Annotated in this window: 12 protein-coding genes; 8 read left to right on the top strand and 4 right to left on the bottom strand. The window is 70.9% G+C overall.

The genetic code is table 11. The features are described 5' to 3' along the window. Positions 1 to 65: 65 nt before the first annotated feature. Together B0B15_RS03015 and B0B15_RS03010 are read right to left on the bottom strand one after the other, a co-directional pair. Positions 66 to 659 carry a hypothetical protein gene (locus B0B15_RS03015; RefSeq protein WP_076673225.1) on the bottom strand — a complete coding sequence of 198 codons (594 nt, stop codon included), beginning with the start codon at positions 657 to 659 and terminating at the stop codon, positions 66 to 68. 200 nt (positions 660 to 859) lie between these two features. Beyond that, on the bottom strand, positions 860 to 2,113 hold the full coding sequence (locus B0B15_RS03010; protein ID WP_076673224.1) for a wax ester/triacylglycerol synthase domain-containing protein: 1,254 nt from the start codon (positions 2,111 to 2,113) through the stop codon (positions 860 to 862). A 33-nt stretch (positions 2,114 to 2,146) separates the two neighbouring features. On the opposite strand from B0B15_RS03010, the gene B0B15_RS16735 reads away from it, so the two are divergent. Then, positions 2,147 to 2,275, top strand: a complete 129-nt coding sequence (locus B0B15_RS16735) for a hypothetical protein (RefSeq protein ID WP_256334162.1) — start codon at positions 2,147 to 2,149, stop codon at positions 2,273 to 2,275. A 111-nt stretch (positions 2,276 to 2,386) separates the two neighbouring features. On the opposite strand, the gene B0B15_RS03005 is transcribed toward B0B15_RS16735, so the two are convergent. After that, a complete protein-coding gene (locus tag B0B15_RS03005; protein WP_076673223.1) occupies positions 2,387 to 3,493 on the bottom strand; it encodes a VanZ family protein in 1,107 nt (368 codons plus the stop codon). 48 nt (positions 3,494 to 3,541) lie between these two features. Here B0B15_RS03005 and B0B15_RS03000 point away from each other — a divergent pair, with 48 nt between their 5' ends. Next, complete coding sequence (locus B0B15_RS03000) at positions 3,542 to 4,390, top strand: serine hydrolase domain-containing protein (RefSeq protein WP_076673222.1); 849 nt, start codon at positions 3,542 to 3,544, stop codon at positions 4,388 to 4,390. A gap of 113 nt (positions 4,391 to 4,503) precedes the next feature. Further along, positions 4,504 to 6,600, top strand: a complete 2,097-nt coding sequence (locus B0B15_RS02995) for an APC family permease (RefSeq protein WP_076673221.1) — start codon at positions 4,504 to 4,506, stop codon at positions 6,598 to 6,600. A gap of 185 nt (positions 6,601 to 6,785) precedes the next feature. On the opposite strand, the gene arfB is transcribed toward B0B15_RS02995, so the two are convergent. After that, positions 6,786 to 7,214 carry an alternative ribosome rescue aminoacyl-tRNA hydrolase ArfB gene (arfB, locus tag B0B15_RS02990; RefSeq protein WP_076673220.1) on the bottom strand — a complete coding sequence of 143 codons (429 nt, stop codon included), beginning with the start codon at positions 7,212 to 7,214 and terminating at the stop codon, positions 6,786 to 6,788. A gap of 184 nt (positions 7,215 to 7,398) precedes the next feature. On the opposite strand from arfB, the gene B0B15_RS16730 reads away from it, so the two are divergent. The 5 genes from B0B15_RS16730 to kdpC are packed head-to-tail and all read left to right on the top strand — an operon-like array spanning position 7,399 to position 12,181. After that, positions 7,399 to 7,539 carry a hypothetical protein gene (locus B0B15_RS16730; RefSeq protein ID WP_256334160.1) on the top strand — a complete coding sequence of 47 codons (141 nt, stop codon included), beginning with the start codon at positions 7,399 to 7,401 and terminating at the stop codon, positions 7,537 to 7,539. Further along, a complete protein-coding gene (gene kdpF / locus B0B15_RS02985) occupies positions 7,539 to 7,625 on the top strand; it encodes a K(+)-transporting ATPase subunit F (RefSeq protein ID WP_076673219.1) in 87 nt (28 codons plus the stop codon). Before B0B15_RS16730 ends, kdpF begins: the two co-directional genes overlap by 1 nt. Positions 7,626 to 7,641: 16 nt before the next feature. Continuing rightward, positions 7,642 to 9,312 (top strand): potassium-transporting ATPase subunit KdpA, encoded by a 1,671-nt coding sequence (kdpA, locus tag B0B15_RS02980; RefSeq protein WP_176776602.1) that lies wholly within the window; start codon positions 7,642 to 7,644, stop codon positions 9,310 to 9,312. Further along, positions 9,312 to 11,579, top strand: coding sequence for a potassium-transporting ATPase subunit KdpB (gene kdpB / locus B0B15_RS02975; RefSeq protein WP_076673217.1), 2,268 nt, complete (start codon positions 9,312 to 9,314; stop codon positions 11,577 to 11,579). Before kdpA ends, kdpB begins: the two co-directional genes overlap by 1 nt. 11 nt (positions 11,580 to 11,590) lie before the next feature. Continuing rightward, on the top strand, positions 11,591 to 12,181 hold the full coding sequence (gene kdpC / locus B0B15_RS02970; RefSeq protein WP_076673216.1) for a K(+)-transporting ATPase subunit C: 591 nt from the start codon (positions 11,591 to 11,593) through the stop codon (positions 12,179 to 12,181). Positions 12,182 to 12,205 lie beyond the last annotated feature (24 nt).

Below are 12,205 nucleotides of genomic sequence, written 5' to 3'. Positions count from 1 at the left end.
GGTGCTGCTTTCTGCGGATGGGCGCGCCGATCAGGCGGTCGCGCCGCGGATGAGGAGGTCGAAGGTCACGCCGCGCGCGGCGGACCCCGGTGCCTCATCGGCGACAGCACCGTCATTGCCCGCGGCAGCAGCAGAGGCTCGGGCGCGGTGCGCACGGCGTCGGTGGGCGCGGCGATGCCGCGGAACGGACGCAGGACCAGCAGGGCGGCGACGAAGAAGCGAGCGATCGCCTGCGCCGCGCGCTCGCCCCGGCCGAGCGCCAGGATCGTCACGACGGCGGCGAAGGCGTGGGCGGCCCACATCCATGGGGAGTGCGCGCCGTGCTCTGCGACAGGGGCGGCGGCATCGAGAACGACAGCGGACGCGCCGTGATGGCCCCCGCCGACGGCAGTGCCGTCGCCGCGCAGATCGAGGATCAGGATGCCGTGGAACAGCGCCTGGCTGAGCACGACCGCCGCCGACAGACGCCACCACGACATCGCCCGCCCGGCCAGCAGCACGCACACCGGCGTGGCGAGGCAGAGCGCGACGGCGATGTTGATCGCGGACGGCAGAGCGGAGTCGACCGCACCGTGCGAGACGGTGGCGAGGAAGGTCGCCGCAGCGGCCGCGGCGACACCGCGACCCGCGCGCTGAGCACGCCCTGCTCTCGACGACATGGGACTCCTTCTCGCCCAGCCTATTCGGCGCGCGGTGCGGTTCGACGGTGGTGGTCCGTCATCGAGACAGGTCGAGGGGCGTGCGGGCGCCGCAGCCGCGCACAACGGCGGGTCGCCACCGCGACGCGCCGGGTCACGGCATCCGGGATCGGCGAGCCGGTCGCGGTCCCCGCCGCCGTGCACGCGCGGGGCCGCGCGGGTCAGGCCGAGCCGGCCCGCAGCGCCTCCCACGCGTCGTGCGCGGCATCCGCGAGCTGCTCGACGTCGGGCACCGCGGCCGGGTCGACGCAGAACCCCACGCCGAGCCAGCGATCGTTGGAGATCGCGGCGACGCGCAGCGCGTGTCGGGGACCCGGCTCCGACGACGTGTAGACGTGTCCGACACGGCGCCCGGCCACGGCCACCGCGACGCGCGGCCCGGGCACGTTGGAGATGGCGAGTGCGAACTCGCGCGGGTCGTCGGCGAGGCCACGCGCGAGCGTACCGAGCGGACCCGCCGACGCGAGCGCGTGGAACAGCTCCTCGAGCGCCCGGGCATCGCGCCCCTTCTTTCGCGCGCGCATCTCGGCGCTCAGCAGATCGAGTCGGCGCAGGTCGTCGGGCTCGTGCAGGTGCAGGCCCACGTCGACGAAGGAGTCGCGATTTCCGGATGCCGCGGCATCCTCCCCCTTCTCGTGCAGGCTCACCGGCACCTGTGCGTTCACGCGCGGCGCGTGGCCGTGATGGAGGAGCCGTCGGCGCAGCGCTCCCGCGATCACGGCGAGGAGCACGTCGTTGACGGTCGCGTGGGCGGGGCGCGACGCGCCGACCGCCCGCGCCTCGGCGAGGGGCACGTCGACGAACGCCAGGGCACGGCGCGCGGTGAGCGGGCGGTCGAACGGCGAGTGCGACCCCGGGTGGCCGAGCTCACGGGCCAGGGTCAGCGGCATCCGCTCCCATTCGCTCCACCGCGTCGGGCGCGCGGCGGGATCGCGGATGCCGACCTCGTGCGCGGGGGCATCGTGCGGTTCGAAGACCACGGTTTCGAGGAAGCGCACGGCGGTCAGTCCGTCGGCGAGCGCGTGGTGCAGGCGCACGGCCACGGCCTCGCGCCCGTCGGCGAAGGGCCCGATGAGATCGATGGTCCACAGCGGCCGAGATCGGTCGAGGGGTTCCGACATGAGCCGCCCGACGACCGCACGCAGGTCCGCCGGGTCGCCCGCGACGTATCGACGAACGTGGTGGTCCATCTCGACGTCGGCCACGTCGACCCACGCGGGCCCGTCGCCGTCGTCGACCACGACCTGACGCCCGCGCGGGAAGGCGCTCAGCCGCTCGGCGACGCTCGCACGCACGGACTCGAGATCCAGGGCCGCGCCCGGCTCGAGCACGAGCAGCTTGAGGGCGTGCCCGCGCACGACATCGGATTCGAGCGCCAGGATGCGCGCGTCCGCGGGCGACAGCGGCTCTCTCATGCGGTCACGGTAGCGCGGCAGGTGATCCCCCGCATGCGCCGCCGCTCGCGACCCGCCCGACGCGCCTTCTCCGCGCGTCACCCGGAGAGTGGTTACAGCGGCCGCTTCCACGACGAGGTGCTCATGGGCGTGCTGGCCGAGGAGTTCGCCGCGAACCGGTGACGTCCACCGGGATCGTCAGATCCAGGGCCGGAACTCGGTGTCGATGTCGCGCCGCTCGTGCAAGACGCGGTGGACGCGGACGGCATCGTCGTCGCACGGGGAGAAGAGGAGTCATGGGCGGAGGTCTCCGCGAGCCGACGATGTCGCATCCACTGACGGACTCACCGCCCCCGCCCGATCATCGACCAGGCGGCGGCGTCCGATCCACCCGGTGAGGCCGCGCCCGTCGCGCCACGCGACGAGAAGCGCCCCCGTCGCCAGCGCCAGCAGGAATGCCAGCAGCGACCACGGCACCGGCAGCGCCGCGAGCAGCGTGTAGGCCCCGGCCCCCGTGAGGAACCGCAAGAGACGCGCCACCCACGTCGGCAGCACGCCGTTCGTGAAGCGCACGCGCGTGGCGAGGTCGCCGATCGACCGCCCCGTCGTCAGGATCACGACCAGCCACACACCCGTCGACACCGCGGTGCCCGCGAGCGAGGCCACCTCATCGGTCGAGAAGGCCGCGGCATCCCCCAGGGTGAGGGAGATCACCGCCTGCACGACCACCGATACGCCGAACCCGACGAGCCACACACCCACGACGTCGCACACGATGCCGAGCAGCCGACGGCGGCGCGTCACCGGGCGGGGGCGCTCGGCATCCGGACTCCTCTGCGCCCCGCGGTGCTGCGCGGGCACCGTGAGCGCGAGCAGAGACCCCAGCAGAGCACCCGACGTGTTCGCGATCAGATCGTCGACGTCGAAGACGCGGTAGGCGCAGGGGAAGATGCCCCACACGCCGGTGAGCTGCGTGGTCTCGATGAGACCGGAGACGACGAGTCCCGCGAGGCCCGCGGTCAGGATGCCGCGCCCACCGAGCACCCGCAGGAGGAAACCGAGCGGGAGGAAGAGGAGCACGTTCAGCGCCACCTGCAACACGGCGGGGTCGGTGAGATAGCGGCCTGAGACGGCGACCGCCGCGCGGATGTCGTCGACGAACTCGAAGGGGCGGAGGTTCACGCCCGCGCAGCGGTAGTCCTCGCCGTCGGGCAGAGGGATCAGCGTGTACGTCCAGATCGACCAGAAGTACACCGCAGCTCCCGCCCAGAGGAGGGCGCGCCACAGCGTCAGGCCCCCGCGACGGCGGTAGCTGAGCGCGACGAACGGCACGAAGGCCAGCACCGCGATGATCGCGCCCGCCAGCACGGCGAGCAGTCCGGATCTCACGATGTCGTCCACGACGCGAGCTTAGGCGGGCACCCGGGTCGACTCCGTAGCCTTGTGCACATGACGCGTGCCGCCCTCCTGCGCGATGATCTCGTCGCCCGCATCGACGACACCGGCTTCCGCGCGCACGGGGTGCACGTGCGGGTGGGCGATGACACCGCGACGCATCGCTGGACACCCGACGTGCGAGAGGAGATCCACTCCGTCGCGAAGGCGGTGGCGGTGCTGGCGGCCGGGATCGCGGTCGACGAGGGAGTGGTGTCGCTCGACGAACCCGTCTCCGAGATGCTTCCCACCGCGGCCGACGTCACGCTCCGGCACCTGCTCACCATGTCGAGCGGCATCGATCTCCCGTACTCCGCGACGATGATGAGCGACTGGCCCGACCTCGCCGCCGAGTTCCTCTCGCGCCCCTCGCGCGGCCGCGTCTTCCACTATTCCAACGCCAGCACGTACACCGCGATGCACGCGCTGTCGCAGCGCACCGGCGACGTCGAGGACTACCTGCGCCCACGGTTGTTCGCGCCGCTGGGCCTCGACGACGTGTCGTGGCGCCGATGCCCGAACGGGCGCGTGCTCGCCGGCGAGGGCCTCGCGCTGCGCACCGAGGAGATGGCGCGCCTGGGCCTGCTCATCCGCGACCGCGGCGTCTGGAGCGGGCGCCGCCTCGTGTCGGCGGAGACGGTGGATGCCATGCACTCGGGGTGGATCGACACCGGCGGCGTCGGCGACGGGTACCGTCGCTACGCCCTTTCCGGCTGGGAGGGCCCGGGCGACGCGTGGCGCCTGCACGGGGCCCACGGCCAGCTCGTCGTCTTCGCCAGCGACGCCGTCGTCACGATCTCGGCCGACGACCACGCCGGGGCCGATGCGGTGGCACTGTTCATCGCCGAGGTCGCCACACCCTGATCGCGTCGTCGAACGCCGGGAATACGGCATCCGGAGCCACCGTTCATCACGTTCGAGCGACCAGCGGCTGAACGACCTGCGCGTCAGATTGCGCAGAGCCCGGAGTGCGCGTAATGTCGCGCGCCGTGACTGACGAAAGTCGCGTTGACGGCGAAGAGACGCCGATCGCGAAACGCATCTTGATCGGCGAGCCCCTCACCTCCGAGAAACTCGACGAGCAGCTCCTCCCCAAGAAGATGGCGCTGCCCATCTTCGCCTCCGACGCCCTGTCGTCCGTGGCCTACGCGCCGCAGGAACTGCTGATGATCCTGCTCATCGGCGGGACGGCTCTGCTGACGCTCAGCCCGTGGGTCGCCGTGGCCGTCGTGGTGCTGCTGGTCGTGGTGGTGCTCAGCTACCGTCAGCTCATCAAGGCCTACCCCTCGGGCGGCGGCGACTACGAGGTCGCCAGCAAGAACCTCGGCGAGGTGCCCGGTGTCGTGGTGGCCGCGGCCCTGCTCGTCGACTACGTGCTCACGGTGGCCGTGTCGGTGGCATCCGGGGTCGACAACATCATCTCGGCGCTTCCGGAACTGAACCCGTTCCGCGTCGAGATCGCCGTCGGCTTCGTCATCCTCATCGTCATCGTCAACCTCCGCGGCGTGCGCGAGGCCTCGAGCGTCTTCGCCATTCCGACGTACCTCTTCATCGGTTCGGTCGGCGTGATGATCGTCGTCGGCCTGGGCCGCACCCTCCTCGGCTTCGCGCCCGTCGCCTCGAGCGCGCAGTACGCGGTGCAGGCCGAGTCGCTGACGCAGGCGGCGCTGATCCTGCTCGTTCTGCGCGCGTTCTCGAGCGGCTGTTCCGCGCTCACGGGCGTCGAGGCCGTGTCCAACGGCGTGCCCGCCTTCCGGATGCCGAAGATCCGCAACGCCCAGACGACGCTGACGATGATGGGCGGCATCGCCATCATCCTGTTCGTCGGCCTCACCGCGCTCGCGCTCATCTCGGGTGTGCACTACGCGGAGAACCCCTGCCACCTCATCGGGTTCGACTGCGCCAACAACCCGCAGCCGAGCCTCATGGCCCAGGTCGCCGCCGCGACCTTCGGCATGGGCAGCATCCCGTTCTTCATCATCCAGGCCGCGACCGCGTGCGTATTGCTGCTGGCGGCCAACACCGCCTTCAACGGCTTCCCGCTGCTGGGGTCGGTGCTCGCTCGTGACGGCTACGCGCCGAAGGCGCTGAACACCCGCGGGGACCGGCTCGTGTACTCGAACGGCATGATCATCCTCGGCATCGTCGCCATCGGCGTGCTGATCGTCTACCAGGCCAATCTGACCACGCTGATCCAGCTCTACATCATCGGCGTCTTCGTGTCGTTCTCGCTCGGGCAGATCGGCATGGTCAAGCACTGGCGACGGATGCTGCGCGGACTGAAGGAGCTCCCGCCCGAGGCGGCGAAGCAGCAGTCGGCCGCGATCGAGCGGCGCTCGGCGATCTCGGGCCTGTGGATCAACTCCGTGGGTGCGGCCATGACCGTGCTCGTGCTGCTCATCGTCACGATCACGAAGTTCACGCACGGCGCGTGGCTGGTGTTCATCGCCATCCCGATCCTCGCCGTGCTGATGATCGGCGTGAACCGCTACTACCGCGACGTCGAGCACGAGATCCAGATGGATGACACCGTGCACTTCGGCTCGTCGGGCGACGTCGCCATCGTGCTGGTGAACCGTCTGCAGAAGCCGGTGATGAAAGCCCTCGACTACGCCCTCGCCGCCAAGCACGAAAAGACGCTCGCCGTGCACGTGGCCATCACCGAAGAGGATGCCGCGAAGCTGCAGAAGGAGTGGCAGGAGCACGACATGCCCGTGCCCCTCGTCATCATCGAATCGCCGTATCGCACGTACACCTCGCCGGTGACCTCGTTCATCAAGAGCTACCGCGCGAAGCACGGCTCGTCGGTCGTGACGGTGTACCTGCCGCAGTTCATCGTCGGGCACTGGTGGGAGTCGATCCTGCACAACCGCCGCTCCCGCCGCCTGGCGCAGCAGCTCATGCTCGTGCACGGGGTGTCGATCACGCTCGTGCCGTGGCTGCTCGATTCGTCCGAGCTCATCTACGGCCGGCGCTCCCGGCCGCTCCCCGGCCAGCAGCGTCGGGGTCAGCCCGTGGCCGAGGTCCCCGCGCACCGCGGCACGAAGAAGACCCCGACCAGCTCGGCATCCTGAGTCCGTTCGAACGCCCTCGCCATCGGCGGGGGCGTTCGGCGTTTCCGACGGCGTCGCGCGCGGTGGGCCGCCGCGGGCTCGATCGAGTGTCCGAGAAACCCGGACGGATTTTCGCGACGCCCGGGTGTTGTGGACACTCGCGCCGCGCGCCCGCCCCATCCCTGTCGAGCCAGAAGGGGCGGGAGTCAGTCGGTCGGGCGGCGGCGCAGGCGCTTGACGTCGGTGCGGCGCTGCTTGGCCTGCAGGCGACGTTCCTTCGAGCCGCGGGTCGGCTTCGTCGCGCGACGCGGCGGGGCGGGAGAACGCACGGCCTCGGCGACGAGGGCCGCGAGCCGGGCGCGCGCGGCGTCGCGGTTGCGCAGCTGCGCCCGATGCTCGGATGCCGCGATCGTCAGCACCCCGCCGACCAGACGCTCGCCCAGCCGGTCGAGGACCCGTTCGCGCTGCAGCGGGGAGAGCACCGCCGAGTTCCCGGCATCCCACGTCAGCTCCACCCGGGAATCGGCGGTGTTGACGCCCTGCCCGCCCGGCCCCGACGAGCGCGAGAACCGCCACGACAGCTCCGCCGCCGGGATCACGAGCGCCCCGTTCACGCGCACGTCGCTGTCGGCCATGCCTCCATCATGCGGGGTCGTGCGCACAGCGACTGCGTGAGCACCCCGTATGCGTTCGTCAGGGAGCCGTAGGGAAAGCGTGAGGAACCCCGGATGCCGGCTCCCGGCGGAGTTTCATCGACACACGTGCCGCCCCGCGGCGCCCGCGGATTGCCCGCGGTACAGACCCGAACCTGGAGTCGTCGTGCTCGATGTCGTCTTCCTCGCCGTGACCGTCGCGCTGTTCGCGCTGGTCGCGCTCGTCGCCAAGGGGGTCGAGAAGCTGGGCCCCGAGGCCCGCCCCTCGTCCGCTCGCCCCACCGGTCGAGGCGGTGACCGCTCGTGATGTTCTTCTCGATCCTCGCCGCCGTCCTCGCGGTCGCCGCCGTGGTGTACCTCGTGGTCGCCCTCGTCCGCCCCGAGAAGTTCTGACGTGGATGCCGCACAGATCTGGTCGATCGTCCTGACCAGCCTCACCCTCATCGTCGCCCTGGGCCTGGCCTACCGCCCGCTCGGCGACTACGTCGCCCGCATCTACACCGGCGAGCGCGACCTCGCCGTGGAGCGCGGCACGTACCGCCTGATCGGCGTCGACGCGCGCAGCGCGCAGACATGGCAGGCCTACCTGCGGTCGGTGCTGCTGTTCTCGTTCGTCAGCGTGCTGTTCGTGTACGCCCTCATGCGCCTGCAGGCGGTCCTGCCGTTCGCCCTGGGCCTCGAGGCCCCGGGCGAGGCGCTGTCGTTCAACACCGCGGTCTCGTTCGTCACCAACACGAACTGGCAGTCGTATTCCGGAGAGACGACGCTCGGCTACACCGTGCAGTTCGCCGCCCTCACCGTGCAGAACTTCGTCAGCGCGGCCGTCGGCGTCGCCGTCGCGATCGCGCTCGTCCGCGGCTTCGCCTACCGCCGCAGCGGAGTGATCGGCAACTTCTGGGTCGACCTCGTGCGCGGCACCTTCCGCCTTCTGCTGCCGTTCTCGATCGTGGCCGCGCTCGTGCTGCTCGCGGGCGGCGTCATCCAGAATCTCAACGGCTTCACGGATGCCACGACCCTGGCTGGAGCGACGCAGTCGATCCCGGGTGGGCCGATGGCATCCCAGGAGGCCATCAAGCTCCTCGGCACCAACGGTGGCGGCTTCTTCAACGTCAACTCCGCGCACCCGTTCGAGAACCCGACGCCGTGGACGAGCCTCTTCGAGATCTTCCTGATGCTCGTGATCCCGTTCTCGCTTCCCCGTGCATTCGGCCGGATCGTCGGAGATCACCGCCAGGGCTACACGATCCTGGGCGTGATGGCCGTGATCTTCGCGGCATCCACCGCCCTGCTCACCTGGGCCGAGACGGTGGGCGCGGGCACGGCCCCGACGCTCGCCGGCGGCGCGATGGAGGGCAAGGAGGTGCGGTTCGGCATCTTCGGCTCGACGCTGTTCGGCTCGACCAGCACCCTCACCTCGACGGGTGCGGTCGACTCCATGCACGACAGCTACACGGCGCTGGGCGGCATGATGCCGATGATCAACATGATGCTCGGCGAGGTCGCCCCCGGCGGCGTCGGCTCGGGCCTGTACGGCATGCTGATCCTCGCCGTGATCGCGGTGTTCGTCGGCGGTCTGCTGATCGGCCGCACGCCGGAGTATCTCGGCAAGAAGATCGGGCCGCGCGAGATCAAACTCGCGAGCCTCTCCATCCTCGTCACGCCCACCCTCGTGCTCGCCGGCACCGCGCTGAGCTTCGGTGTTCCCGGCATCCGGGACGACGTCGAGACCACCTCGATCTGGAACCCGGGCGTGCACGGCCTGAGCGAGGTGCTCTACGCCTTCACGTCGGCGGCGAACAACAACGGGTCGGCGTTCGCCGGGCTCACCGCGAACACGCCGTGGTTCACCACCGCGCTGGGCGTGGCGATGCTGCTCGGGCGCTTCCTGCCGATCGTGTTCGTGCTCGCGCTGGCCGGCGCCCTCGCGGCTCAGGATGCCGTGCCGGCGACGGCCGGGACCCTGCCCACGCACCGCCCGCAGTTCGCGGGCCTGCTCGCCGGTGTCGCCGTGATCGTCACCGCCCTGACCTATTTCCCCGTCCTCACCCTCGGACCCCTCGCTGAAGGACTGACCCGCTGATGTCCACTCCCCTTTCCACGATCCCTGAGCCTGTCCAAGGGTCGCCGGCCCCTCAGCCCGTCGGCGGGCCCGGCGCCAACAGCGCCCCGCGCCGCGCCTTCAGCGCCGCGCAGATCGTCGCCGCCCTGCCGGGAGCTGCCAAGAAGCTCAATCCCGCCGCCCAGTGGCGCAATCCCGTGATGTTCCTCGTCTGGGTCGGTGCGGCGTTGACGACGCTGATCGCTGTGGCGGAGCCGTTCCTCGGCGACGCCTCGACAGGGTCCGGAGGCGGCTCCGCGTCCGACGCCCTGCCGTTCGGCTTCACCGGGGGCATCGCCGCGTGGCTCTGGCTCACGGTGTTCTTCGCGAACATCGCCGAATCGGTCGCCGAGGGCCGCGGCAAGGCGCAGGCCGCGACGCTGCGCAAGACGCGCACGACGACCTCGGCCCGCCGCGTCGTGTCGTATGACGAGAAGGCCGACCCCGCGGCATCCGGGGCCGCCACCGAGGACGTCCCGTCGGGTGACCTGCGCGTCGGCGACATCGTGCTGGTAGAGGCCGGGGAGCTCATCCCCGGCGACGGCGACATCGTGCACGGCATCGCGACGGTCGACGAATCGGCCATCACGGGCGAGTCCGCGCCCGTCGTCCGCGAGTCGGGCGGTGACCGCAGCGCGGTGACCGGAGGCACGCGCGTGCTGAGCGACCGGATCGTCGTGACGATCACGTCGAAGCCCGGAGAGACGTTCGTCGACCGGATGATCGCCCTGGTCGAGGGTGCCTCCCGTCAGCGCACGCCGAACGAGATCGCGCTCAACATCCTTCTCGCGAGCCTGTCGATCGTGTTCGTCGTCGTGGTGCTCGTGCTGAACCCGATCGCCTCGTACGCGGCATCCCCCGTCTCGATCCCCGTGCTCGTGGCGCTGCTCGTGTGCCTCATCCCGACGACGATCGGCGCGCTGCTCAGCGCGATCGGCATCGCGGGCATGGACCGACTCGTGCAGCGCAACGTCCTGGCGATGTCGGGCCGCGCGGTCGAGGCCGCGGGAGATGTCACCACCCTGCTGCTCGACAAGACCGGCACGATCACTTACGGCAACCGCCGGGCCTCGGCCTTCGTGCCCCTCGGCGGTGTCGGCGGGCCGATGCTCGCGCAATACGCGTCGCTGTCGTCGCAGGCCGACCCCACGCCCGAGGGTGTCTCGGTGGTCGAGCTCGCCGTCGCCCAGGGCATCGTCGCCGACATGCCCCGCGACGCCGAGCCCGTGCCGTTCACCGCCCAGACCCGCATGAGCGGCCTCGACCTCGCCGACGGCACCCAGGTGCGCAAGGGCGCGGCGGCCGCCGTGGTGGCCTGGCTCGCGGCATCCGGATCCCCCGTCCCCGACGACCTGCGCGCGCAGTTGCAGAGCGCGACGGATGCCATCTCGCAGTCGGGCGGAACGCCGCTGGTCGTCGCGACCTGGACGCCGGCGCGGGGCCCGGCGGCTTCGGCGAGCTCAGCCACTTCCCCCGGGACCCAGGTCCCTGAGCCTGTCGAAGGGACCGGCCGCGTGCTCGGCGTCATCCACCTCAAGGACGTCGTCAAGGACGGCCTGCGCGAGCGCTTCGGAGAGCTGCGGGCGATGGGCATCCGCACCGTCATGATCACGGGCGACAACCCCCTCACCGCCAAGGCGATCGCCGCCGAGGCCGGCGTCGACGACTTCCTCGCCGAGGCCACGCCGGAGGACAAGCTGGCGCTCATCCAGCGGGAGCAGGAGGGCGGCAACCTCGTCGCCATGACCGGTGACGGCACGAACGACGCCCCGGCGCTCGCGCAGGCCGACGTCGGCGTGGCGATGAACACGGGCACCTCCGCTGCGAAGGAGGCCGGCAACATGGTCGACCTCGACAGCGATCCGACCAAGCTCATCGACATCGTGCGCATCGGCAAGCAGCTGCTCATCACGCGCGGCGCGCTGACGACGTTCTCGCTCGCCAACGACATCGCGAAGTACTTCGCCATCATCCCGGCGATGTTCATGGGGGTGTTCCCGGGCCTCGCGGTGCTCAACGTCATGCAGCTGTCGTCGCCGGCATCCGCGGTGCTCAGCGCGATCATCTTCAACGCGATCGTGATCATCGTGCTCATCCCGCTCGCCCTGCGCGGAGTGAAATACCGCGCGGCGAGCGCATCGAGCATCCTCAGCCGCAATCTGCTCGTGTACGGGCTCGGCGGCGTCCTCGTCCCCTTCATCGGCATCAAGCTCATCGACCTCGTCGTGAGCCTGCTCCCCGGCTTCTGAAAGGCCCCGTCATGCGCACCACCCTGCGTACCGCCGGCGTCGCCGTCCGCGCGATGCTCGTCTTCACCGTCCTCCTTGGGGTCGGCTACATGCTCCTCATCACCGGGATCGGGCAGGTCGCCCTCCCGTTCCAGGCGAACGGATCGCTCGTCCGCTCGGCCGACGGGACGGTGGCGGGCTCCCAGCTGATCGGCCAGTCCTTCACGGATGCCGACGGGCAAGCGCTTCCGCAGTACTTCCAGTCGCGCCCCTCCGCGGCGGGCGACGGCTACGACTCCGCGGCGTCGAGCGGGTCGAACCTCGGCCCCGAGAACGACGACCTGATCGCCTCGATCGAGGAACGCAGGACGGCCTCCGTCGAGCTCGACGGGGCCGGGGAGATCCCCGCCGACGCCCTTACCGCCTCGGCCTCGGGCCTGGACCCCGACATCTCCGTCGCGAACGCGCAGCGCCAGGTGGGGCGGGTGGCCGAGACCCGTGGCATCCCCTCGTCGGAGGTGTCGGCGCTGGTCGCCGCGCACACGATTCCGCGCGACCTCGGGTACCTCGGCGAGCCGCGCGTCAACGTGCTCGAGCTCAACCGCGCGCTCGACGCGCGCTGAGCGGCGAGAATCAGGACATGCGCC

Origin of the sequence: Microbacterium sp. RU1D, assembly GCF_900156435.1 — a bacterium.
In the GTDB taxonomy this organism is placed as follows: domain Bacteria; phylum Actinomycetota; class Actinomycetes; order Actinomycetales; family Microbacteriaceae; genus Microbacterium.
This window is presented reverse-complemented; position numbering and strand designations above follow the sequence as displayed.